This window comes from Alteromonas sp., from assembly GCF_984505615.1.
In genome coordinates this window covers 1-24,854 of the sequence record NZ_CFHOXV010000010.1, presented here as the reverse complement: position 1 = coordinate 24,854, position 24,854 = coordinate 1, and the positions used below count along the sequence as shown (strand labels likewise).

At 49.2% G+C, this 24,854-nt stretch carries 24 protein-coding genes; 15 read left to right on the top strand and 9 right to left on the bottom strand.

Annotation, left to right across the window (positions count from 1 at the left end; translation table 11 throughout):
- Positions 1–27 precede the first annotated feature (27 nt).
- The 13 genes from AC4PME_RS08395 to lipA all read left to right on the top strand — a co-directional run bounded on the left by AC4PME_RS08395 (position 28) and on the right by lipA (position 13,045).
- Positions 28–555, top strand: a complete 528-nt coding sequence (locus AC4PME_RS08395; RefSeq protein WP_491045368.1) for an SRPBCC family protein — start codon at positions 28–30, stop codon at positions 553–555.
- 117 nt (positions 556–672) lie between these two features.
- Positions 673–3,279, top strand: a complete 2,607-nt coding sequence (gene leuS, locus AC4PME_RS08390; protein WP_491045386.1) for a leucine--tRNA ligase — start codon at positions 673–675, stop codon at positions 3,277–3,279.
- A complete protein-coding gene (locus AC4PME_RS08385) occupies positions 3,279–3,797 on the top strand; it encodes an LPS-assembly lipoprotein LptE (protein ID WP_491045369.1) in 519 nt (172 codons plus the stop codon). The genes leuS and AC4PME_RS08385 overlap by 1 nt, the downstream gene beginning before the upstream one ends.
- 9 nt (positions 3,798–3,806) lie before the next feature.
- Complete coding sequence (holA, locus tag AC4PME_RS08380) at positions 3,807–4,841, top strand: DNA polymerase III subunit delta (RefSeq protein WP_491045370.1); 1,035 nt, start codon at positions 3,807–3,809, stop codon at positions 4,839–4,841.
- A 79-nt stretch (positions 4,842–4,920) separates the two neighbouring features.
- Positions 4,921–5,238 carry a ribosome silencing factor gene (rsfS, locus tag AC4PME_RS08375; RefSeq protein ID WP_119501121.1) on the top strand — a complete coding sequence of 106 codons (318 nt, stop codon included), beginning with the start codon at positions 4,921–4,923 and terminating at the stop codon, positions 5,236–5,238.
- 93 nt (positions 5,239–5,331) lie between these two features.
- Positions 5,332–5,802, top strand: coding sequence for a 23S rRNA (pseudouridine(1915)-N(3))-methyltransferase RlmH (gene rlmH, locus AC4PME_RS08370; RefSeq protein ID WP_303574249.1), 471 nt, complete (start codon positions 5,332–5,334; stop codon positions 5,800–5,802).
- Positions 5,803–5,804: 2 nt separating this feature from the next.
- On the top strand, positions 5,805–7,718 hold the full coding sequence (gene mrdA / locus AC4PME_RS08365; protein ID WP_491045371.1) for a penicillin-binding protein 2: 1,914 nt from the start codon (positions 5,805–5,807) through the stop codon (positions 7,716–7,718).
- Complete coding sequence (gene rodA / locus AC4PME_RS08360) at positions 7,715–8,830, top strand: rod shape-determining protein RodA (protein WP_119501118.1); 1,116 nt, start codon at positions 7,715–7,717, stop codon at positions 8,828–8,830. Before mrdA ends, rodA begins: the two co-directional genes overlap by 4 nt.
- A gap of 6 nt (positions 8,831–8,836) precedes the next feature.
- A complete protein-coding gene (locus tag AC4PME_RS08355; protein WP_491045372.1) occupies positions 8,837–9,691 on the top strand; it encodes a septal ring lytic transglycosylase RlpA family protein in 855 nt (284 codons plus the stop codon).
- Positions 9,692–9,938: 247 nt separating this feature from the next.
- On the top strand, positions 9,939–11,087 hold the full coding sequence (locus AC4PME_RS08350; RefSeq protein ID WP_232373553.1) for a D-alanyl-D-alanine carboxypeptidase family protein: 1,149 nt from the start codon (positions 9,939–9,941) through the stop codon (positions 11,085–11,087).
- A gap of 82 nt (positions 11,088–11,169) precedes the next feature.
- Positions 11,170–11,433: a DUF493 family protein YbeD gene (gene ybeD / locus AC4PME_RS08345; RefSeq protein WP_491045373.1), complete on the top strand. Its 264-nt coding sequence runs from the start codon at positions 11,170–11,172 to the stop codon at positions 11,431–11,433.
- A 72-nt stretch (positions 11,434–11,505) separates the two neighbouring features.
- Entirely contained in the window at positions 11,506–12,090 is a 585-nt protein-coding gene (lipB, locus tag AC4PME_RS08340; protein ID WP_491045387.1) for a lipoyl(octanoyl) transferase LipB, read from the top strand.
- The gene (lipA, locus tag AC4PME_RS08335; protein ID WP_119501113.1) at positions 12,083–13,045 is read left to right on the top strand and encodes a lipoyl synthase; all 963 of its coding nucleotides are present in this window, start codon (positions 12,083–12,085) and stop codon (positions 13,043–13,045) included. Before lipB ends, lipA begins: the two co-directional genes overlap by 8 nt.
- 44 nt (positions 13,046–13,089) lie before the next feature.
- On the opposite strand, the gene AC4PME_RS08330 is transcribed toward lipA, so the two are convergent.
- From AC4PME_RS08330 to AC4PME_RS08320, 3 genes are read right to left on the bottom strand one after another with little or no spacing between them, the layout of a single operon-like run.
- Positions 13,090–14,799 carry a GGDEF domain-containing protein gene (locus AC4PME_RS08330; protein ID WP_491045374.1) on the bottom strand — a complete coding sequence of 570 codons (1,710 nt, stop codon included), beginning with the start codon at positions 14,797–14,799 and terminating at the stop codon, positions 13,090–13,092.
- 39 nt (positions 14,800–14,838) lie between these two features.
- Positions 14,839–15,051 carry a hypothetical protein gene (locus AC4PME_RS08325; protein WP_491045375.1) on the bottom strand — a complete coding sequence of 71 codons (213 nt, stop codon included), beginning with the start codon at positions 15,049–15,051 and terminating at the stop codon, positions 14,839–14,841.
- A complete protein-coding gene (locus AC4PME_RS08320) occupies positions 15,048–15,854 on the bottom strand; it encodes an SAM-dependent methyltransferase (RefSeq protein WP_491045376.1) in 807 nt (268 codons plus the stop codon). The genes AC4PME_RS08325 and AC4PME_RS08320 overlap by 4 nt, the downstream gene beginning before the upstream one ends.
- Positions 15,855–16,114: 260 nt before the next feature.
- On the opposite strand from AC4PME_RS08320, the gene ansA reads away from it, so the two are divergent.
- Positions 16,115–17,122, top strand: a complete 1,008-nt coding sequence (ansA, locus tag AC4PME_RS08315; protein ID WP_119501109.1) for an asparaginase — start codon at positions 16,115–16,117, stop codon at positions 17,120–17,122.
- A gap of 13 nt (positions 17,123–17,135) precedes the next feature.
- Positions 17,136–17,972, top strand: a complete 837-nt coding sequence (locus AC4PME_RS08310; RefSeq protein ID WP_303574262.1) for a DUF2797 domain-containing protein — start codon at positions 17,136–17,138, stop codon at positions 17,970–17,972.
- An 88-nt stretch (positions 17,973–18,060) separates the two neighbouring features.
- Here AC4PME_RS08310 and AC4PME_RS08305 read toward each other — a convergent pair whose 3' ends face one another.
- The 6 genes from AC4PME_RS08305 to AC4PME_RS08280 form a co-directional block, all read right to left on the bottom strand.
- On the bottom strand, positions 18,061–18,282 hold the full coding sequence (locus AC4PME_RS08305; protein WP_491045377.1) for a hypothetical protein: 222 nt from the start codon (positions 18,280–18,282) through the stop codon (positions 18,061–18,063).
- Positions 18,282–21,080, bottom strand: coding sequence for a DUF349 domain-containing protein (locus tag AC4PME_RS08300; RefSeq protein WP_491045378.1), 2,799 nt, complete (start codon positions 21,078–21,080; stop codon positions 18,282–18,284). The genes AC4PME_RS08305 and AC4PME_RS08300 overlap by 1 nt, the downstream gene beginning before the upstream one ends.
- Positions 21,070–21,360: a YeaC family protein gene (locus tag AC4PME_RS08295; protein ID WP_491045379.1), complete on the bottom strand. Its 291-nt coding sequence runs from the start codon at positions 21,358–21,360 to the stop codon at positions 21,070–21,072. Before AC4PME_RS08295 ends, AC4PME_RS08300 begins: the two co-directional genes overlap by 11 nt.
- Positions 21,357–21,686 carry a hypothetical protein gene (locus tag AC4PME_RS08290; protein WP_119501104.1) on the bottom strand — a complete coding sequence of 110 codons (330 nt, stop codon included), beginning with the start codon at positions 21,684–21,686 and terminating at the stop codon, positions 21,357–21,359. Before AC4PME_RS08290 ends, AC4PME_RS08295 begins: the two co-directional genes overlap by 4 nt.
- Positions 21,687–21,830: 144 nt before the next feature.
- Complete coding sequence (locus AC4PME_RS08285; RefSeq protein ID WP_491045380.1) at positions 21,831–23,495, bottom strand: alanine/glycine:cation symporter family protein; 1,665 nt, start codon at positions 23,493–23,495, stop codon at positions 21,831–21,833.
- Between the two features lie 44 nt (positions 23,496–23,539).
- On the bottom strand, positions 23,540–24,667 hold the full coding sequence (locus AC4PME_RS08280; protein WP_491045381.1) for a M14 family metallopeptidase: 1,128 nt from the start codon (positions 24,665–24,667) through the stop codon (positions 23,540–23,542).
- Positions 24,668–24,854 lie beyond the last annotated feature (187 nt).

Below are 24,854 nucleotides of genomic sequence, written 5' to 3'. Positions count from 1 at the left end.
GCAAAATTTTAAGGATTATGAGCGTCCATGACTAAAACCACTGCTGCACTCGCCCTCCTGAGTTTAATTTTATCCTTTAACACCTCCGCCAAAGTGGAAAGCAGTGGTAACGGCGGCTTTATTGTTCTTAATACCGTTTCGGTGAACGCAGCGGCTGACACTGTCTGGCAAGCGCTGGTAAACGACGTTGACCAGTGGTGGCCCAAAGATCACTCATGGTGGACGGGCACCTTCAGTATTGATGCCCGTGCCGGCGGATGCTTTTGCGAACGGGCCGGTGAGCGTAGTGCTGAACACATGCGGATAAGTTTTGTTGACCCTGCAAAGCAGCTGGTCATGACGGGCGGACTGGGGCCGTTACAAGCCATGGGCATGACCGGCGCTCTGGACTGGCAACTGGAACAAACCGGCGCAGATACAAGAATATCGCTTCGGTATCACGTTCAGGGATACAGTGAAAGCGGATACAAAGACCTCGCGCCTGTTGTCGACCATGTCCAGGGATTACAACTTAAAGCACTGGCAGATTTTTTAACCACTGCCAAAACTGACTAAAATCCCGCCAGATAAGGATAAAAGTAGCCCCCGCCTATTGTGAGTGCACTGCGCGCCGGGGTATTCTATGCGGCTAATCACGAAGTAATTAATACCAACGCGGAAGCCTTATTCACGATGGCCGAAAATCAGTACAACCCGAAACAAATCGAGCAGGATGTCCAGCAGTACTGGGAATCCAATCAGTCTTTCAAAGCAGAAGAAGACGCGTCTAAAGAAAAATTCTACTGCCTTTCAATGTTCCCTTACCCCAGCGGCCGTCTCCATATGGGACACGTACGTAACTACACCATCGGTGACGTAATCAGCCGTTTCCAGCGCATGCAGGGTAAAAATGTTCTGCAGCCAATGGGTTGGGACGCATTCGGGTTACCTGCTGAGAACGCAGCCATCAATAACAATACGGCTCCGGCAAACTGGACTTATTCAAACATTGAATATATGAAAGGACAGTTGAAGTCGCTGGGTTTCGGTTATGACTGGGATCGGGAAGTTGCTACCTGCAAACCTGACTATTATCGCTGGGAACAGTGGTTTTTCACCCGCATGTACGAAAAAGGGCTGGTTTATAAGAAAAACGCCACCGTTAACTGGGATCCGGTGGACCAGACAGTACTGGCCAACGAACAGGTTATCGACGGTCGTGGCTGGCGATCTGGTGCGCTGGTAGAACAAAAAGAAATCCCTCAGTGGTTTATTAAAATTACTGACTACGCTGAAGAATTGTTATCTGACCTGGATCAGCTGGAAGACTGGCCTGATCAGGTTCGCGCCATGCAGGCAAACTGGATTGGCCGTTCAGAAGGTGTAGATATTACCTTTAAACTGAAAACACCTGCCGGTGATGTGGAAACCCTGACCGTCTACACCACACGCCCTGATACATTCTTTGGGGTTACATACCTGGGCGTTGCTGCCCAGCATCCTGTGGCAGAATTTGCTGCCAGACATAACCCTGCTCTTGCAACTTTTATCGAAGAATGTAAGAACACGAAAGTGGCTGAAGCAGAACTGGCCACCATGGAAAAGAAAGGGTGTGATACCGGATTAACAGCGATTCACCCGCTCACCGGCGAGGAAGTACCGGTTTGGGCTGCCAATTTCGTATTGATGGGCTATGGCTCCGGTGCTGTGATGGCCGTCCCCGGCCATGACCAGCGTGACTGGGAATTTGCTACCAAATACAATTTGCCGGTTAAGCAGGTCATTACACCTGCAGATGGTAACAGTGAAGCCTGTGACTTAACTGCGTCTGCGTATACTGAAAAAGGCACCTTAATTAATTCCGGTGAGTTTGATGGCTTAGCCTTCGACGTCGCTTTCAATGCAATAGCAGAAAAATTATCTGCCGCAGGTGTGGGTACTAAGAAAGTTAATTACCGTCTTCGTGACTGGGGCGTAAGCCGTCAGCGTTACTGGGGCGCTCCTATTCCAATGCTGAATCTGGAAAACGGCGAGTCTGTGCCGGTTCCCGCCAGTGAATTACCGGTAGTGTTACCGGAAGACGTGGAAATGAATGGTGTAACTTCGCCAATCAAAGCTGATCCTGAATGGGCAAAAACGACCTTTAACGGTGAACCGGCCCTGCGTGAGACCGACACCTTCGATACCTTTATGGAATCTTCCTGGTATTATGCCCGTTACAGCTGCGCACAAAATGGCGATGCCATGCTTGATCCATCTCAGGCGAATTACTGGCTGCCGGTAGATCAGTACATCGGCGGTATTGAACACGCCATTCTTCACCTGCTCTACTCCCGTTTCTTCCACAAATTGCTGCGTGATGAAGGTCTGGTAGAGTCAGATGAGCCGTTTAAACGCCTGTTATGTCAGGGTATGGTGCTGGCAGATTCCTATTTCAGTGAAGATGAAAACGGCAAGAAAACCTGGTATTCGCCGCTGGCTGTTTCCACTGAGAAAGACGATAAAGGCCGGATCACGAAAGCCTGGCTGACCAGCGACGGTACGCCGGTGGAACACGGCGGCATGACTAAAATGTCAAAGTCGAAAAATAATGGTATCGATCCTCAGGCGGTTATCGATCAGTACGGTGCAGATACTGTACGCCTGTTTACAATGTTCGCCGCGCCACCTGAACAAACCCTTGAGTGGGTTGATTCCGGCGTGGAAGGGGCAAACCGCTTCCTGAAACGTATCTGGAAACTGGTCAGTGAGCACATTGATGTTTCCGGCACACCGGGCAAGGTTGATGCAAAAGCACTGAATAAAGATCAGCAAGCCTTACGTCGTGAAGTGCATAAGACAATTGCCAAGGTCAGTGATGACCTGGGTCGTCGTCAGACCTTCAACACTGCCGTAGCTGCGGTAATGGAATTGCTGAATCATCTGCAAAAGGCACCTCAGGAGTCTGAAACCGACCACGCTATTATGCGTGAAGCGGTTGAAGGCGTGCTGCGTTTGCTAAACCCCATCACGCCGCATATCTGTCATCACCTGTGGCAGGCACTTGGCCATGATACACCGGTAGAATATGCCGGCTGGCCGGAAGCTGATCCTGCAGCCCTGGTAGAAGATGAGAAGCTGATTGTGGTGCAGGTTAACGGTAAAGTGCGCGCTAAAATGACCGTGGCAGCAGATGCGGCGAAAGAAGCCGTCGAAGCAGACGCCCTTGCCCAGGCCAATGTTCAACAGTTTATCGAAGGTAAAACGGTGCGCAAAATCATCGTTGTACCCGGTAAGCTGGTTAACATTGTAGCTAACTGATGAAGACGTTCTTCCGGCTGTTAACAGCAGGCGCAGCCGCACTGGTTCTTACCGGTTGCGGCTTTCATTTGCGCGGTAATGAAGCGTTGCCGCCCTCGGTTAATTACGTTGCGGTTACGTCAGCTCAGGCCCATGCGCCCCTGGCCAGAGCATTGAAGAAAAAACTGGCAGTGTACGATCTGCGCGGTGGTACACTGGCAGACAGCCCGTCTCCGGACATGTCAGTTCTTATCAACATTCAGCCGGAGCAACTGGAACGGCGTTTACTGTCCGTGTTTTCTACCGGTCAGGTAGCTGAATACGAGCTGATTTACGGTGTCCGTTATACAGTGACCTTCCCTGACAAGGCTCCCCTGCCCGCGTATTTTGAAGTATTGCGGGATTATCAGGATGATCCTGAACAGGTGCTGGCTAAATCCCGGGAACTGGAACTGGTTCTCAGCGAAATGCGGGATGAAGCGGCAGACAAAATTATCCGTCGTATAGCCAGCCAGTCTTCTCAGGCAGTGGCGGAATAAACAACTGCCATGCAAATCTATCCGAACCGTTTTGAAGCGGAACTTGATAAAGGCCTTAAGCCTTGTTATTTGCTGTTTGGTGATGAGCCACAGCAAAAATTTTCCATGATCGAAGCGGTGCGGGAAAAAGCCAGAGCTCAGGGTTTCACCGAGCGGAAAGTATTTGTTGCCGACAGCGGTTTTAACTGGAGTCAGTTAATTGAGGCCACTCAATCTCTGTCTTTATTTGCTTCGCAACAAATCATTGAACTGGAACTACCTACCGGTAAACCCGGTACTGATGGTAGTCAGACCCTGCAATCGGTAGCAGCGAATCTGGGTAACGACATTCTGCTACTGATCCACGGTCCCCGTATTGGTAAAGATGTGCAAAAAGCCAAATGGTTTAAGGTTCTTGACGATACCGGCATTCATTCCATTTGCTATGCACTGGAAGGTAATAATCTTCACACATGGATCCAGCAGACTATGCAAAAAGCCGGACTTAACGGCGATACAGCCTGTGTCCGGATGATTGCTGATATGTGTGAGGGCAATATGCTGGCCGCTCATCAGGAAATCCAGAAGTTATCACTGGTTTATGCCGGACAGGCCATTACACCGGAACAGGTAGAAGCGGCCATTGTCGATCAATCCAGATTCAATGTATTTCAACTGGTTGATGTCATGCTGAACGGAGACCGGCAGCGCTGTATCCGTATGTTGTACCGTCTGGAAAGTGAAGGCATTGAACCCAATATCCTGATCTGGGCATTAATTCGTGAATGGCAGACCTTAAGCCAGTTACATGAAGTCAGGTCTTCCGGACAACCTGTCCAGTGGATGAAGTTCGGGATCTGGAAGAATCGTCAGGGCTGTTATCAGTCTGCACTGAGCCGGCTCAGCGCTGCCCAACTTGACCATATCAGAGAGGCGCTGGAACAGGCCGACTTTGCTTTTAAACAAAATACGGTGGAAAGGCCTTATATCAAGCTTGCACACCTTTGTATGTTGTTCATGGGCATAGAGCTTAACGGATTAACTTTGATGCCGGACCTGCACTGACACTGGTGTGGGAATTGCGGTAAAATTCGCTATAGTTAAAATGTTGTACGTTAATTTTTTGTGTATTTGAGGAGAACTTTTGGACAGTAACCAGTTCAAACAATTCGTGTTAGATAAAATCGACGACATGAAAGCCCGTGATGTCATTCAACTGGACGTTAAAGGTAAGTCGACAATTACTGACCTGATGATTATCTGCTCGGGAAATTCCAAGCGACACGTGGTGTCTATCGCGGATAATCTGCATGTAGAAATGAAACAGGCCGGACATCCGCCTCTGAGCATTGAAGGCAAAGAGACCGGTGAATGGGTTCTTGTTGATCTCGGTGACATCATCGTGCACGTCATGCAGGATGAAGCCAGAGATTTCTATCAGCTTGAAAAGCTCTGGGGCTGAACATCAGCCATCAGTATGCCACGGCGTTGCCTGTCAGCGGCGTTCCGGCAAGACTTATCACTTCAAATCGCTCAACCGGGAAGTTGTAAAACGGTGAAAATTCAAATCGTTGCGGTAGGAACTAAAATGCCTGACTGGGTTGCCAGAGGTGTTGATGAGTTTGTGCGCCGTTTTCCCGCTGACATGCCTGTCAGCTTTACTGAAATTGCCGCGGGAAAGCGTGGCAAAAATGCAGATATTCCGCGCATCCTTCAAAAGGAAGGAGAAGCAACGCTGGCGGCAATCCCGAAGGGAAACCGCATTGTCACACTGGAAGTTACCGGTAAGCCCTGGGACACGCCCCAACTTGCCAGACAACTTGATGCCTGGAAGATGGACGGGCGTGACGTAAGTTTACTCATCGGGGGCCCGGAAGGACTCGCCCCTGAGTGTATTGCCGCATCGGAACAGCGCTGGTCACTTTCTAATCTTACATTACCCCACCCTCTGGTGCGCATTATTGTGGCGGAAAGCTTATATCGCGCCTGGTCTGTTACCCAGAACCATCCGTATCACCGGGAATAGTCATGGCCCGTAAACGTCAGGCGATTCGTGACCATACAGCGGAAGCGAACCTGTTTGCCCGCCGCGCCGCTGTTTCACTGCTTATTGTGTTTGCCATGCTCGGTATCGTGGTGAGTAACCTCTACGTACTGCAAGTGGAACAGCACGATGCTTATCAGACCCGCTCCAACGGTAACCGCATTAAAGTACTGCCCATTGCGCCTAACCGGGGATTGATTTACGACCGCAACGGTATTTTGCTGGCTGAAAACCGGCCGGTATTCAGCCTGGAAGTTATTCCTGAAGAAGTCGACAGTCTGGACGACACCCTGGACAGCCTGTCTGATCTCATGGGGATCACGCAGGAAGAGCGTGACAACTTTCTTAAAATATACCGCGGACAACGACGGTTTAAGCCCATCGCTCTGCGCACCCAGCTAAACGAAGAAGAAGTGGCATTGTTTTCTGCTCAGCAACACCGTTTTCCGGGTGTTTCTGTGGAAGCCCGTCTTTCGCGCTACTATCCCTACGGTGAAACGCTGACTCACGTACTTGGTTACGTAGCAAAAATTAATAAGAAAGATTTACAGAAATTGCAGGAAGCCGGTCAGGAAGATAACTACGCTGCGACCTACGACATCGGTAAATTGGGTATCGAAAAATACCATGAAGAAGAATTACACGGCCAGGTCGGTTATCAGCAGGTAGAAGTGAACAGTCAGGGACGGATAATCCGTACGTTGAGTGTTGATCCGCCAGTGCCCGGTAAAGACATTGTGCTGAATATTGATCTTGCCCTGCAGCTGGCTGCAAAAAAAGCGCTGGATGGTAAGCGGGGCACTGTGGTCGTTTCTGCGCCTGATACCGGCGGTGTACTGGCCATGTATTCCAGTCCGAGTTACGACCCTAACCTGTTTGTCCACGGGATCAGCAGCAAGAACTACAGTGCCTTACTGAATTCCCCTGACCGCCCTCTGATTAACCGCGCTACGCAGGGACAGTATCCGCCGGCTTCCACTATCAAGCCTCTGCTTGGTCTGGTGGGCCTTGAGGACGGTGTCATTACACCGAAGACCACGATTAATGACACCGGACGTTACAAGCTCCCCAACGTAAGCCATGTATGGCGAGACTGGAAAAAATGGGGGCACGGGAAAGTGAATGTTGAGCGGGCCATTATGATGTCCTGCGATACTTTCTACTACGACCTTGCCTACAAGCTCGGCATTGACCGCATCAGTGATGCGATGTCTGAATTCGGTTTCGGCGATTACACCGGCGTAGACTTATACGAAGAATCCGACGCCAATATGCCAAGCCGGGGCTGGAAACGTGCCCGTTTTAATCAGCCCTGGTACATCGGTGATACGATTCCTGTAGGGATTGGCCAGAGTTACTGGACCGCGACACCGATCCAGCTGAATCAGGCAATAAATACACTGATAAACCACGGCGAACGGTTTGTTCCGCAAATTATGATGGGATTCATGAATGAAAATGGCGAGGTCACGCAGGAGCCTTTAAAAACCATGCGTCCGATTATGGTGAAAGAAAGAAAAAACTGGGATCTAATGCTCAGTGCCATGCACGATGTTAATCATTCCGATGAAGGTACCGGCCGTAAGTCGTTCTCTGATGCCCCTTACCAGTCCGGAGGTAAATCCGGTACAGCACAACTTTTTTCAGTTGGCCAGAACGAATCTTACAATGAAGAAGAGGTTTCTGAACATCTTCGTGATAATGCCATGTATGTGGCATTCGCCCCTTACGAGCAACCTGAAGTCTCTGTGGCGGTTGTGGTTGAGAATGCCGGTGGCGGCAGTTCCAATGCCGCGCCGGTAGCCCGTCAGGTTATGGACTTTTTCTTCCGCGAACGGGACTTTATGCAGCCTGATTACGTACCGCCGGAGCAAGCGTCAAAGGAACAGGCTGAATGAAACGTACAACGATAAAGCAAAATCAGTCTACTCTGCTCGAACGGCTTCATATTGACGGCTGGCTGTTGTTGGGATTGCTGGTTTTAATGGTGGTCGGCCTGTATACCCTTTATTCGGCCTCCGGTCAGGATCCCGGCCAGATGGAACGGCAGTTTGCCCGTCTCGGTATTGCCATGGGTGTAATGTGCGTTATGGCGCAGGTGCCGCCTATGGCCTACCGGCGGTTATCCACTTATGCGTACATTGCAGGCTTACTGATGCTGATTGCTGTGCTTTTATTCGGCGACGTGGGTAAAGGCGCCCAGCGGTGGCTTGACCTCAAATTTGTTCGTTTTCAGCCATCGGAACTGATGAAGCTTGCCGTGCCCATGATGGTGGCGTGGTATATCAGTAAATTTACCCTGCCCCCCCGTCTTATTCAGATTGGTATCGGCTTTACTCTGGTTATCGTACCCACAATCCTCATCGCTAAACAACCGGATTTAGGGACGTCACTACTCATTGCCAGTTCGGGTATTTTTGCTATTTTTCTGGCAGGCATGAGCTGGCGTCTTATTGGTATTGTTGCCGCCATGGGTGGTGCGTTTGCACCGGTAATGTGGTTTTTTCTGATGCAGGAATATCAGAAACAGCGGGTAATCACATTTCTAAACCCTGAATCCGATCCTCTGGGCGCCGGATATCACATTATCCAGTCTAAAATTGCCATTGGTTCCGGCGGCCTTCAGGGCAAAGGCTGGTTGCAGGGAACCCAGTCACAGCTTGAGTTTCTGCCGGAACGTCACACCGATTTTATTTTTGCAGTTTTCAGTGAAGAATTCGGTCTGACCGGCGTCATAGGATTGCTCGCGATTTACCTGTTTATCATTATTCGCGGCCTGATCATTGCCAACCGTGCTCAGGACGCCTACAGTAAGTTACTGGCGGGTTCGATAACCCTGACCTTCTTTGTTTACGTGTTTGTAAATATGGGTATGGTGTCAGGCTTACTGCCCGTAGTAGGAGTGCCACTGCCACTGGTTAGTTTTGGCGGTACGTCAATGGTGACATTGATGGCAGGTTTTGGCATTCTGATGGCAATCGGAACACAAAAAAGATTCTTATCCCGATAACCGGTTATGTGCGCTAAATACTGTATCTTACTGCTATGTGCAGTCGTGTTATGCGGCTGCCAGTCTTCAGGTCGCTATGCCCAGCATAGCGATTCAGCCCCCACGTTTGTGTATGACGAGCCGGATTACACAGACGCAGATCCGCAATACGAACCTTACCGTGAATGGAACAGCCGCCCCTACGAAGTATTGGGTAAACGATATTTTCCGTTGCAATCCGGTAAAGGTTTTGTGGAAACCGGGCTGGCTTCCTGGTACGGCCAGAAGTTTCACGGGCACCTCACTTCTAACGGTGAAACCTACAATATGTTTGCAATGACAGCGGCACATAAAACCTTGCCGCTGCCCTCATTTGTTAAAGTGACTAACCTGAGTAATGGCAAAACAGCCATTGTGCGGGTAAATGATCGTGGTCCCTTTCATTCCAGCCGGATTATCGACTTGTCTTATGCCGCAGCGAAAAAGCTGGATTACCAGCAGCACGGCACGGCAAAGGTGAAGCTGGAAGTCATTCATTTTGATGAGAACAATCAGGTGACGGTGGGCAATCAGCCTACTGTCAGCTATGAACAATATGCCGGTATTGTTCCACTGCCTGAAGAGCCGGAAGCTGAGCCGGTTTCTGCAGATGACAACGGGCTTTATATTCAGGTCGCCGCAGTAAGTGATCCTGAACGTGCAAAATCAGTATCTACCGTCCTGTCCCAACTTTATCAGGTGCCTGCTGAAATACCGCTGATTAATAATATCTACAAATTACGGCTGGGCCCGCTGGCTGACCGCTTTCAGGCAAAAATGCTGTTAGATGATTTGCAGAAAAATGGCTATCCCGGTGCTTATACTGTGGGCGGCAACCTGTAAATATGGCATTCATCTGCCGAACTTGTGGATTTGCCGGGTAAATCGGTCAGCAACACTGTAATCCGGTAGACTTTTAAGGTACAAATCAGCATCTGAATCACTTTGCTCTTTATATAAGGAACAAAGCTGCACTGACTCTGGTCCATGCTTGTTGCTTACGTTAAAATTCAAAACAGTTTGTCTTAAATAAAAAACGGTAATTGATATTCCCATGCATAAAATTATAAATCGCGCTAAACCGTCTTTCATGCTCACCATGTTTATCATGATGTGCATGTCTTATGTTGCCAAAGTCCACGCCAACGTCGTGATCCCGCCGCCGCCAAGTGTTGCCGCTGAAGGCTTCGTGCTGATGGATAACGAAACGGGCCAGGTTATCGCAGAGAAAAATGCAGACATGCAGTTGCCGCCTGCGAGTCTGACTAAAATGATGACGACGTATGTCATCGGAAAAGAGCTGGAAGCCGGCAATATCAGCATGGACGATGAAGTAACCATTTCTGAGAATGCATGGGCAAAGAATTTTCCGGAATCATCAAAAATGTTCATTGAAGTGGGTACACAGGTAAAAGTGGCCGACCTGGTTCGCGGTATCATCATTCAGTCCGGTAACGATGCCTGTGTTGCTATGGCTGAACATATTGCCGGTTCTGAAAGTGCTTTTGCCAGCATGATGAATGCCCACGCGCAGGCACTGGGTATGTCTTCTTCACATTTTGTGAACAGCCACGGCCTGCACGACCCCGATCACTATGTAACACCACGGGATATGGCACTGTTGTCTCAGGCGCTGGTCGCTGAGACGCCGGAAATCTACGCGATTTACAGCGAAAAAGAGTACACCTACAACGGTATCAAACAGTACAACCGTAACAGCTTGCTGTGGGATCAGAGCCTGAATGTGGATGGCATTAAAACCGGTCACACTTCTGATGCCGGCTACAGCCTCATTACCTCGGCCAAACAAGGTGATATGCGTTTAATTTCTGTAGTGATGGGCACAGACAGTGAACGCGCCCGAAAAGAAGAAAACAAAAAATTATTACGTTACGGTTTCCGTTTCTATGAAACTGTAACCCCTTATAAAGCCGGTGAAAGCTTCGTTGCTCACCGCATTTATATGGGTGACCGTGAAACTGTAGACCTTGGAATTAATCAATCTACCCCCATTACCATTCCCCGTGGCCAGGCAGGTAACCTGGAAGCCAGCTTTGAGTTAGATAAGAAACTGGAAGCGCCACTGGCAAAAGGCCAGGTGGTTGGCACACTTTACCTGCAACTGGACGGCGAAGACGTTGCCAACTATCCCCTTGTTGCTTTGCAGGAAGTGAATGAAGGTGGTTTCTTCGATCGTATGGTTGATTATGTCATGCTGCAGCTTGGCTGGGACGAATAACCGGTCAGTAGTGCTAGTTGATCAGCGGCCAGATTGTTATAATCTGGCCGTTTTGTTTATATAAAGAAGTAAGGATATCGTAATGGATACCCGTTTCGATGAGTTGCTGGATTTTCCCTGTTTCCAGACATTTAAAGTAATGGGTGTAGCCCATGAAGATTTACCGCAGCAGGTAATTACCTGTCTGCAGCAGCATTCGCCGGGAGATTACACGCCTACCGTTAAGCCCAGTGCTAAAGGTAATTACCATTCTGTGTCGGTGAGTGTCCGTGTGACCAGTAAAGAGCACATGGAAACCATTTATACCGAGCTGGCTAAAATTGAACTGGTCAGGGTTGTATTGTAAGTGACCGCAACACATCATCCCGTAATAGTCCGTCAGTTAGCCCGCCAGTCTTATTTGCCGGTGTGGCAAAAAATGCAGTCGTTCACCGATGAGCGTGACGCAGACACAACCGATGAAATCTGGCTGGTAGAGCATGACGCTGTGTTTACCCAGGGTCAGGCAGGTAAAGCCGAACACATATTGATGCCGGGAGATATTCCTGTGGTCAATGTAGACCGAGGCGGTCAGGTTACCTACCACGGTCCCGGTCAGCAGGTTATTTACCTGATGCTGAATATTAAGCGCCGAAAACTGGGTGTGCGGGAACTGGTGACGGCGATGGAAGATGCCGTGATTGCATTACTGGCAGACTTCGGTGTAGAAGCCCGTGCTAAGAAAGATGCCCCCGGTGTGTATGTTGATGAACGGAAGGTGTGTTCTTTAGGATTACGGATCCGTAAAGGTTGTTCATTCCATGGACTCGCACTCAATGTTAATATGGACTTAGCTCCGTTCAACCGGATTAATCCCTGCGGCTATGCCGGCATGGAGATGATTGATACTGCGCGGTTAGCAGGGCCTGATTCGCTGGAAATTGCAGGCCCGGCTCTCACGCAACACCTTCTGAATATTCTAAATATTCAGGAAGTCATAAACAAAGAAGGTTTTGATGAGTAACGCACGTCCTAAAGCCGGGGTAAAACTCCGCGATGATGAGAAAGTAAAACATATTCCGATTACGATCGTCCCTACCGAAAAAGAGGAGATGCTTCGTAAACCGTCATGGATCAAGATTAAGCTTCCCCGTACAACTGATCGTATTGACGAAATCAAACAGACGCTGCGTAAAAACAAACTGCATTCCGTATGTGAAGAAGCCTCCTGCCCTAACCTGGCTGAGTGTTTTAACCACGGAACTGCCACCTTCATGATTTTAGGTGATATTTGTACCCGTCGTTGCCCTTTCTGCGATGTCGCTCACGGAAAACCATTACCGCCCAGTGCCGAAGAACCGGAAAAACTGGCTAAGACCATTGCGGAAATGAAGTTGAAATACGTGGTGATTACTTCAGTAGACCGTGATGATCTCAGAGACGGTGGTGCTCAGCACTTTGTTGATTGTATTAATGCAATACGTGAACACAGTCCGTCAACCACCATTGAAGTACTGGTACCGGATTTCCGTGGCCGTATGGATCGTGCACTGGAGATTTTCAAAAGCGGTGTACCGGATGTATTCAACCATAACCTTGAAACCATTCCACGCCTTTACCGCGAATGCCGTCCGGGCGCGAACTATCAGTGGTCTCTGGATCTGCTGAAGAAGTTTAAAGCTCAGCACCCTGACGTGAAAACCAAGTCCGGCCTGATGATGGGCATGGGTGAAGAGAACGAAGAGATTGAAGGCGTATTGCGTGATTTACGTGCTCACGATGTGGACATGCTGACTCTGGGTCAATACCTGCAGCCTTCCCGTCACCATTATCCGGTGAAACGTTATGTGCACCCGAACGAATTTGATGCTCTTGGCGACTACGCGAAAGATATCGGCTTCGTGCACGCAGCATGCGGTCCTATGGTTCGCTCAAGCTACCATGCAGACCAGCAGGCAGCCGGTAAAGAAGTGAAGTAACTCTCAGCTAAGTATTATATAAAACCCGGCAAATGCCGGGTTTTTTAATTCATTGAATGACTGTACTCATAAACCTGATTGCGGCCGAAGCGTTTAGACTGATAAAGCGCAAGATCCGAAGCCGAAAACAGGTTATCCAGACCATATCCTACCTGCGATGAACTGCTGACCCCGAAACTGGCTGATACAGTAAACTTATGACCGGATATCCCGGAATCAATTTCTTCAATGGCCTGCCTGCAGCGTTCCGCCAGTTCGAATCCCTGCTCTGTTGTCATTCCTTCGGCCAGAATTCCAAATTCTTCTCCGCCCATGCGGGTGACCAGACCTTTCTCCGGACAGCAATTTTTAAGAACACGGGCCACTTCCCGCAAAACCCAGTCTCCCACCTGATGACCGTAGGTGTCGTTAAGACCTTTAAATAAATCCAGATCCAGCAGTAACATCACCACAGACGTTTCATTTTTCTGGCAGCGTTTTAGTATTTCTGCAGCAAGGTCAGTGAAGTAACCCCGGTTATAAACACCTGTAAGACTGTCGCGGGTTGCCAGGTAGCGCAGGCGTCTGGCAAGCCTGCGGCTGCGGTAGCTCCACAGTAGCAAAGCAACACCCATTACTGACACCAGCGAGAGGGCCAGTACCGTGGTCTTCATTTTCTGGCTGCTGTATTTCGCTTCCGCCTGAAGTAACTTGTTTTGTTTGTCCAGCAGGAGAATTTCGTTTTCTTTACTGGATAAATCAAACATGGCTTTCTGAAATGCCAGCTCTTTAATGCTTTGTTCTGAATGCAACGCGTCTTCCATGCGTTGTTTATTGCTGATGTAATCAAACGCTTTCTGATATTGCTGCTTTTCAACGGCTATCCCGACGAGGATACGGTATGCATCCCGCAGAGCCTCTTTAAATTCCTCACGGATATCCTTTTGAATCACACCCAGTGCCAGTGCTTCAGCATCTTCTACTTTACCTTCGCTTAGGCGCATCTCTGCCAGCGATAAACTGAAACCGGCCATCAAATGATGAAACTGACTCTCGTTTACCCGCCAGGTAGCTTCCTTCTCAATAATGCGTGCTTTGTTAAAAGCCTCTTCCTTTACATATAAATCAAGCAGATGGACGTAATTGAAAGCGATGTAGTAGTTTTGCCCTGCCCGTCTGCAGACATCAATCGCATGATTAAAGCCTTTTTCAGACGCCGTGTTGTTATGGAGGTTTATTTCTTCACCCAGCGACAGTGCGAAACAACGCAAATCATCTCCAGCCTCTTTTGTTGCAAGGATTTTCCCCACCATATCAGACGCCATATCATACAAACCGGCCTGGCTGTAAAACACCACCATACCCTTCCAGGCGGACAAATTACTCTGTACGTCATTAAGCCGGCTGATTTGTGCTTCAAGATCTTTTGCCAGGCCGAACGCATGGTCCCATTCGTTCAGGTAGGCTTCCAGTGCCAGCAGTGATTTAGCGACTTTAACTTTTACCGCCTCATCCGGCAGCGTGCGGTAAAGCCCTTTGTACTGACCGACAACAGTTTCAAGAGGCGTATCTTTCGTAGAAAGATAAATGGATAAATAGCGGTAAAAATGTTTGTCTGCCGGTGCAAGCACCTCCGGGTTAACTTCTTTCAGGAGGATTTTTGCCGTATCCCAGTCAGACAAAGCGAGGGATTCTATGCGCTGCAGTCTTTCATGATCATCCGCTGCTGTGCAGACGAAAGGAAAAAACAACAAAATGAAAAGATAACAGCGCATTCAGCAATCTCAGTATTAAACAACTATCCGTTGCAGCAGTTACGCCACAATCGGGTTTCTGTCGGGCTCACGCTCCGGTTCCCGTGAAGGCTCGTCGGGATCAGTAGGCTCCACGATAGCCATCAGCGGGTTCATTCTAACAGTTTCTGCTTTTAAACGTGCGATATCTGCCATTTCTTCCGGTGATAACTGATCTACAGAACGGGTGACATCCTCTGCCAGTGCAGCGAGTATTTCTATGGTCTTATTCATGATGTTGCTTCCTTGTCAGATGAGAGTGAGTTGAGTTTATTTAGTATCTTTTCGTTTTTAATTAATCGCTTGCATGGTGGTATCACCAGGGTGGTAATCAAGGACAACGCGGCTTCGTGTAACGTATTCAAAGGCAGCCATTCAATTCTGGTTTTATCCGTTATCACCACAGGACATTCATACAACGCAACACGGTGCTCCGGCGGATAGCCATAATCATCAATTAACAGATCAGTAAGTACTTTTCGCTGAGCCACCGACGTTGATTTTTTTGTGATGGATAAGTCCCCTGCCAGACCGACCTGCCAGAGGAAGAGATACGCGGTAGTATCGATATTACGTGAGAACATCATGAATTGAGTGGTTTCAAAATGCTGACTGCCATAGGCACCGGGATCGATGCCCATATCAGCATACAGGCAGTCTTCAGCAGAAATGCCCGGCTCCATGTGCGCACGAAAGCCTGCCTGCTTTGCCTGAGCGATAGCCGTATGCGGCACCTGAGCAAATACCCCCGGATGCCCGTAGAAGACACCGCACACCCGTTTGCCCGAAGTCACTTCCGCCATCATCGCTGCGACCATTTCGCGATAAGTGTCACGGCGATCTTTACCTTCCGCATAAAGTGGCTGTAAAGAACGGGTATCTTTGTTCATGGTGCTGACCCATTGCTCCATCAGAGGGTGACAATTGGTAAAGACCACATCAGCGTTTTCGATGTGACTGCGGCAGCGCAGCGGCATATGAGCACCAAGGGTCATTCCCGGCCCCACGCAGACCAAACTTCCTGTGTTACTTTGCATAGTAATAACCGTACTGCTGTATTTTTTATGATTTTATAAACGGTTTCAGACCGGCCCGTTAAAGGCTGTATATTGTCTGAGCGATCTATTCTAATTATGCCCTGATAATTTTGCGGAGCAAGCATGAATTATGTCCGTCTTACCTTTATTAATCAGACATGTGAGACAAATCAATCACCCTGGCCGCCTCTATTCGCGGCGGCACATGATGACTTGCCCTGCCAGCCTGTTACAATACGCCGCTAAAAACAGGAGTCCCTATGAGAAAACATATTTACATTGCCTATACCGGCGGTACTATCGGGATGAAACCTTCCAGACAAGGCTATGTGCCCGCAGCGGGATTCCTTGGCAACACCCTCGCCAACATGCCTGAGTTTCATCGTCCTGAAATGCCTTTATATACTCTGCATGAGTATGACAACCTGATTGATTCTTCTGATATGAATCCGTCAGACTGGCAGCGTATCGCTGATGATATCGCAGATAATTACGATAAATATGACGGATTCATTATTCTCCACGGTACGGATACCATGGCTTACACGGCATCTGCCCTCAGCTTTATGCTGGAGGATCTGAGTAAACCGGTTATCGTTACCGGCTCACAAATTCCGCTGGCAGAACTGCGCTCTGACGGTCAGGTTAATCTGCTCAATGCCCTTTACGTCGCGGCGAACTATCCCATTGCGGAAGTCAGCCTGTTCTTCAACAACCGCCTTTTAAGAGGAAACCGGAGCCGTAAAGTCGATGCTGACGGTTTTAATGCGTTTGACTCACCGAACTTCCCGCCGTTACTGGAAGCCGGTATTAATATCCGTGTCAAAGCCGGAGAACTGGCCAAACCGGCAGCAACACCACTGAAAGTCTGCCGTGTTAAATCACAACCCATCGGTCTGGTGAGCCTGTACCCCGGGATTTCACCGGAAGTAATTAAAAACACGCTGCAGCAGCCGGTTAATGCACTCATTCTGTTAAGTTACGGCGTAGGCAACGCACCACAACAGCCTGCTCTGTTACAACAACTCAAGTACGCGGCAGACCGGGAAATCGTTGTACTTAACTGCACACAGTGTCTCCGGGGGCGGGTGAATATGGGTGGCTATGCAACGGGCAACAGTTTAAAAGAAGCCGGCGTACTGTCCGGCAGTGACATGACGCCGGAAGCAGCCCTTGCCAAATTGCACTATCTGCTCAGCCAGTCATTAAGTTATGAAGAGATTAAATCAAAGCTGACGACCAGTTTACGTGGTGAGCTAAGCGAATAAAAAAAGAGTAAACATGCAATCATTTACAGGCGCACTTGGCAAGATGAAGGTAACCGTTAATACCAGTCATCTTGTCCACTACACATTACCGCTGGGTGATGAGACGGTAGATATGAACAGTCTCATCGGGAAAGAAATTACGCTGACCACAGAAGGTGAAATCCGCTGTGTTCATTGTGATGCGAAAACCAAAAAAAGTTTCAATCAGGGTTACTGCTACCGTTGCCTGATCACCCTGGCTCAATGCGACAGTTGTATTATCAAACCTGAACTTTGCCATTACAAAGAAGGCACCTGCAGGGAGCCGGAATGGGGAGAAAGCCATTGTCTGAGTGACCACTTTGTTTATCTGGCGAATACCGGCAATCTGAAGGTTGGCATTACCCGTCATGTATCTGATCAGGTGTCCAGCCGCTGGATGGACCAGGGCGCCAGTCAGGCTATGGTTTTTCTTCGTGTCAAAGACCGCCTGACCAGTGGTCTGGTGGAAACCTTATGTAAAGCCCACATCGGGGATAAAACCAACTGGCGGACAATGCTGAAAGGCGAAGCGGAAGCGGCAGATTTACCGGCTCTGAAAGCCAGTCTGATGGAGAAAATCGCTGATGGTCTGGAAGATATACGCCGTGAACACGGGCTTGATGCGGTAAGCGAAACCACTGCAGAAGCGGTCTCTATCCACTATCCGGTGGATAACTATCCGGTAAAAATCAAATCAATTAATCTGGACAAAACCCCTGCATTCACGGGCACGTTGCATGGCATTAAGGGCCAGTATCTTATGCTCGATGGTGACAGGGTCATAAACATCCGCAAATATGCGGGTTACCGGGCAACATTATCTTTTTAATGCTTGCCGGCAAGCTGGCAGGTAAGAAAACGTATTAAGATAAAAGGGAGCCGGAAAATCCGGCTCCCTGTTTTATCCGGGTACTTTATCAGCCGGAAAACTCTTCACCGCCCATGTCACGGGCCAAATCGTCAAGCTTTGCTGCCGTATCATCAAATTCTCCGTCAGCATAACGGTAGCGGATCAACACATGCTGTGAAGACCTGCCCCGTTTAACGATGAGATCTTTTGCAGCAAAATGCTTCGCTGTATTTAAGAAACGGTAAGCGTCCGGTTCCGTATCGAACACAAATTCCAGTTGCACCTGCACTACACGACCTCTTTCAGTAACACGGCATTTTCCTGCACCTTACCGATGATATTCAGTAACCGCCGGAACTCAGCATCACCGGGTTTTCCGTGACCAAGCCATGCACAAAGGGCCTCACTGAAACTGATATCATCGCCCTTTTCCAGCTTCGCTGTCATCAGCGCAAGCTGCACGTTACGACGCTCCGCCTGCAAAGACGGTGCTGCATCAATATTTAATTTAAGCTCAAGCACATGGGTGTACCAGTCGCGGGATTTATCTGCAACAGACTGACCTGTCAGTGCATTACGCCATGCTTTTGGTAATGAAGCCCAGGCATCACTATCCACCGGTAGAGCATCATTCGCCAGCCAGCTTTTCAGCACATCATGCAATGACAACATGGCTGTTTTACGATCATCCAGCGCCTGCTCCTGAACCTGCTGCTGCGCGTTTTTGCGAAGCCGGTCAATACGCTGCTGCACCACCGCCTGTTTCTTTGCGTCAAGGGTCTGCATCGCTTCGACCACAGGTACCAGTGCCGCATCCATTTCTTCCGGGTGTTGTTTCACTGATTTGCCAGCTACTTTAACCTGTTCAAGCAATGTATTCAGCTGTGCATTTTCTTCCTGCGCAACGGCCTCCCGCTGCTCTTTGACTCGGGCGAACAGCTCATCATTGATGCTTTTAAAGGTTTGCCACAAACGACTTTCATGACGCTTGCCGGCATGACCGGTATTTTTCCATTCTACTTGCAGAGCTTTAGCCTGTTCAGACACAGAAGCACTGTCTTCCTGAGACGCCAGAGAACGGGCCTGTTCAATAATGGCCTGCTTGCGCACGCGGTTGTCATTAAACCACTGATTGACGCTGTCACTGAGTGGCGCCAGCGCAGTATCCCAACGTTTCTTGAGCGCCTCATACACGGGCTTGTCTACAGCACCGGCATCGCGCCAGCGCTGACGCAATTTATCCAGCTGTTTAGCCAGTGACGCGGGGTCATTACAAGCCGGTGTGAGTGATGATAACTCGCTGATCAACCCTTCCCGCTTTTGCTGGGCAGCGAGTCGCTGCTGTTCCTGTTCAGCATAGTGGGCACGACACGGCGCAAAAGCCTGTTCCAGCGCTTCGTCAAAGGCGATGTCTGCTTCATCCTTATCCTGAGAGGTTGCCAGCGACTGCCATTGTTTACGCAGTTGTTTGATAGCTGCCGCTCTGGCAGCAATATCAGACGGAGCTGTAGCTGCGAGCTGTCGTGCTTCTTCCAGCATGGCCGGTTTGCGCGGCGCAGCCAGATAGGTTTGCCAGCCCTCAAGACGGGCTATCTCTTCAGTGAGCTGCCCGTATTTGCGCTCAACGGAGAGCCGGTTGGTCTCACCGAGTGCATCATATAAAGCCTGAAGTTCCGTGAACCGCGCCATGGCAGCTCTGAAACGTCCGGTTTCAATAAGATTACTGACAACAGATGATAATCTCCGGACCTGCTTAAGCGTATTATCCTGAGCCACACGACGCTGAGTCTGTTCACGCTTCTTCGCTTTCGACAGTACATTCCAGCGTTGCTTTAACGCATCCGCGACAGGGAACAATAACTCTTTGTGTTCTGCCCAGCGGCCTGCCAGCGAACGCCACATTTCATCGTCGATGTTTTCTGCGCCACCGGCATCCGCGGCGGCACGCTCAGCATCACTGATAACCGCATTGAGCCGTATGGCGATTTGTTGTTGTGCTGAGAATGCATCCAGTTTACCGGCAAGCTCATTAATTGTATCTGCCAGTGCCTGTCGTTCCCCGGCAGGCTTTAACTGTGCGAAGCTGTCAGCTTTGCCTTCCAGTTCCCTTACCGCATCATTGACAGATTCAACATCAGAGAGTGTTGCTTCTGACAAACGCTCATTAAACAGCCAGGCAACCTTTTCTTCCGCTGCAGACAATGCAGCCTTGAATGACAACCACTCCTGCTGCAATGCCCTTTCTGCTTGTTGCGCATCCCAGTCGACCTTCAGACGATCACGGTGTTGCTCCGCGCGTGCAAGTAAACGGGTTTGCTTTTCAGTGATCGTTGCAACAACATTTTCAGCGAGAACCGGTAAATCCGCTGACAGCGCATCTAACTCTTCAGCACAGGCCTGCAAACGTGCATCCACATCTTCATAATCAAAACGGTCAGTGACTGCCTGCAGCTTTGACAACACCAGCGTATAAGCCTGCTCAGTTCTGGCCGGCTTTTCTGCCGCTTCCTGTAAGGCGCTCAGCTTATCCTGAATAAACGTCTGTACCTGCGCATCGTCCGTCTTTTTCAATAAACGGCCCAGCAATACTGCATCATCGCATTGTTCTGCGATACGCATTTGCATGGGCACAGATGCAAATACACCAAAGAACTCCCGTGTGTAGTCACTGCGGCCGATTTTTTCCAGTAACGCAAAAATTTGAGCGTCCGTCAGCGTTTCCCGGCGGGGAGATTCCAATAACTTCCGTGCCAGTTCAGCAGGAGCCTGCTTCAGTACATACTCATACTGGTCATCAGCAGAAATATCCGCACTGTCAGCATCAATAATGGCGGATTCCACCCGTGCAACCGCACGGCGCCGGATTTTTTCATCACGGGCTGTCTGTGACATTTTCATCCACAAGGGAAAGGAATCCAGTTTTTCCAGTGCGGCCAGACTCACGTCGCTGTTACTGTCGTTGAAAGCCAGTTCATGCAACGCCGAGCGTTCTGCTGGTTTACTTACCGATAATCCGGCAATGGCCTGAAGTCGTTTTTGCGGGTCTGAACTGGTGTGCGCCGGGGAAAAAAATCGACTAAATATCATCCTGTTTGAACCGCGCTATGGTGTTTTCATCCTGTTCCGCCTGCAACGCATCACGGAATTCTCTTTTATTTTTTTGCACGATCTCTCCCTGCGCATTTATTGTCATGTGCTCGGAGGATTTTTCGATTTTGGACTGGTACAACAATACCGCCTGCATGCAACTGTCCCGCTGCTCTTCAGACAGTACAGTGCCATCAGGCCATTTGCCGGTTTCAACTGCCTGACGCAGACGTGCGTACACATCCGGCGTCATAGCGGCAAGTAATGCATCTATATTCATGAGGAAAAACGTTTAATAATGACTAATCTGACACGGTTCACAACATACCACATAAAGCCGGCCACAGCGGCTAAAATCGCCAGGTTATGCTGAATATCACCGGGCTTTGTGCCGCCCCAGTACATAAAGCCGAAACCGGCAACAAACAACAGCACAGCCAGCAGTGACTGATTCTGTATACTTTGTTTTTTCTTGTAGCGCTGCAAACTCTGCTTTCTCAACACATCTTCAGCTGAAGCATCACCCACTCTGAACTGGCAATGGGGGCACTCTTCAGACTTATCGGATATTTTTTTATTGCATGACGGACAATCTGTTAATGCCATTATTGCTCCCGGATTGTTTTACTGGTACTTAAATAAGTTTCATTGCGGAACCCTGCATGTGGCCCGCTTATACAAAAAAGGACACCAATGTGTCCTTTTCAATTCGACGGCTGACATAAGTGTCAGCCGGAATACGCTGACGGTTTACTTATCGTCCCGGACTTTGGCCCAGTACTCGTTCACCGTCTGCTTCATTTCCTTGCTCAGCATCATAATACCAAACAGGTTAGGCAGTGTCATAACAACTATTGCGACCGCCGATAAAGCCCACACCAGCGTGGTATCTGAAAACGAAGCCCAGATAAAACCAGCCACGTAAATCACCCGGTAAGGCATAACAGAACGGGGACCTAACAAATATGTCATTGCCCTGTCACCGTAATACGACCAGGCAATAGCGGTGGAGAAAGCGAATAACATCAGACCAATAGATACAATGTACTGCCCGAAGTCACCGAAATAGCCACGGGTGAAAGCAATGGTCGTCAGTGCGGCAGAATGCACCAGCGACTTGCCCTGCACTTCCAGGTTGTCTTTAACCGGTTTACCATTCTTAATTTGCAGCGTGCCGGTGTAAGCGTCGTCGTCACCCAGTGAATAGGTTACGTCTTCCGCAATAGAACGGGAGTTAATCAGGGTGAAGCCCTCACTGACTGCCGTACCGTTAACCACTGAAATCGGGCCGGTATAAGCCTCAACGCCACTGCCGTCGACACCGTTTAAGTATTTGTAAAGTGCTTCACGATCCTGCGGCTGTTCATCAGAATATACGCCCTGTACAAAATACATATCTGCGCGGTCAAACACGTTTTCATGCTTTTCTTTCCATACACCTGAAGACAGGATAACCAGACCGGTTACTGTACAAATCAAGATGGTGTCGATGAAAGGTTCAAGCAGAGATACCATGCCCTCAGATGCCGGTTCACTGGTTTTCGCAGCGGCGTGAGCAATTGGTGCAGAACCCTGACCAGCTTCGTTAGAGAACAGGCCCCGGTTTACACCACGGTTAAATGCATAAGCCAGTGATGCACCAAGGAATCCGCCTGCAGCAGCGGAACCGGTAAATGCATCTCCGATAACAGCAGCGAATGACGGCCCGATATTTTCCAGGTTAGCAAAAATTACCGCCAGCGCACCAATCAGATACACCATTGCCATAATAGGAACAATTCTGGCCGTAAATGCTGCAATACGTTGAATACCGCCTAAGATAACCAGTGCCAGCAGAATACCCAGCACGCTACCGACGATAACCGGATCAATACCGAAAGTGGCTTCGATACTCTGTGCAATACCATTGCTTTGTGGCAAGTTCCCGGTACCGAATGAACTGATCACCGTGGCAATAGCAAAGGCTACGGCTAACCATTTCATGTTCAGACGACGGTCCATGTAGTACATGGGACCACCGGCCATGGTGCCGTCTTCCGTTTTAACACGGTACTTGTGTGAAAGTGTCACTTCTACAAATTTAGTGGTCATACCCAGAAAGGCTGTTGCCCACATCCAGAATAACGCCGCCGGACCGCCAAGAAAGATTGCAAAAGCAACACCACTGATATTACCTGTACCTACTGTGCCGGAAAGTGCAGTGGTTAACGCGCGGAAGTGAGTGGTATCTCCTTCCTCGCCTTCTTTGTCATACTTACCGGTGACGACCAGCCAGGCATGCTTAAAGAAGCGGATTTGCGGAAATTTAAGGTACACGGTGAAGAACAAACCGACACCCAGCAGAACGAAGGGGAACCAAGGTGCTCCCCCGAGCATGCCATCTATTGACACAAGAAAATTATACAAGCCTTCCAAGACGAGTTCCCCTCAATACTTTGTTGTTATTTTGCGTGTTTTTATTATCGTAGTTTTGACACTACCGCACGCACGGCAATCAAAAGGTCTTCTCCCAGCTGGCGGCAGCGTTGCACTGACCATCCATACACAGGATCAGGTAAATTATTATTATCTTTAAACGGCATTTCCAGCGTGTAGGCAAGGCAATCAAATTTCTGACCAACAGCATTGGATGCCACAGTCAGGTTTGCTTCACCCGGCTTGTCCTTAGGATAGCCATATTCGTCCTGAAATTCCGGCGTTGCAGACAGTAATGCTGCTTTGAACGTGTCCTCCAGATCTTTCAGGCGTGCAGAATAACAAGGGATCCCCTCGCTGCCTGCGACAAAATTGTACGGTAATGCTTCGTCACCGTGAATATCAAGATACATGTCTACACCGGTGTCTGTCATGGCATTTAATACATGCAAGACTTCCGGGCTTTTCTCTGCGCTGGGTTCTGCCCACTCACGGTTCAGGTTAGTACCTGCCGCGTTCGTTCGTAAATGGCCCCGTGCCGCACCATCCGGATTCATGTTCGGCACAATATAGAAAACAGCGTCTTCCAGTAACTGTCTGGACAGACCGTCCTGTTCATCCAGCAGGCGGTAAAGCAGTCCTTCAGCACACCATTCGGCCATGGTTTCGCCGGGGTGTTGTCTGGCAGTGATCCAGATTTTCTTTTTAGCCGGCTCTTCATCACCGATAACTAACAGGTTAATGTCACGACCGTCCAGCGTTTCGCCTAACAGGCGGTGTTCGCAGCGCAGAGACATTTGTGCATCGTGAACCAGATCCAGATGCCGTTCATAGCTGTAAGGGATGAAATAGGCAAAATAGACGGCTGGCTGTTCCGGTGTGAAGCTGAATGAAAGATTATCACCATCAAATTCGCTGTCTACGCGAAACCAGTTCTGGCGGTCATAAGAAGCCAGTACATTGTAATCTTTCCACCCATCGGGATACGCAGATTTAGCCAAATCAGTGAGCGTGATGTGATGGGTTTCGAATACTTCCCCGAATAAACGGAAATGGAACCACTGATAAAAATCTGACTGATTGTCTTTGTTGATGCCAAGAACGATTTTTTGCGGAGAGGCGGCTTCGATGACACGGATATTTCCGCTGTCAAACTGTGCTGAGATATGCATGGATCTGTCGTGTCCTTCTATTTTTGCCGCTAATTTAACATAGTCGGGAATGTAAATACCATGTTTAACACATCCGTCCGGTGGTTATGCCCGGGAAATGAACAGTACGAAGGTTTACATTTCTGCAGACATAAAAATGTATGGTCCGCCTCGTTATTGCAACAGTAAATGTCGATAACGGGGTTGG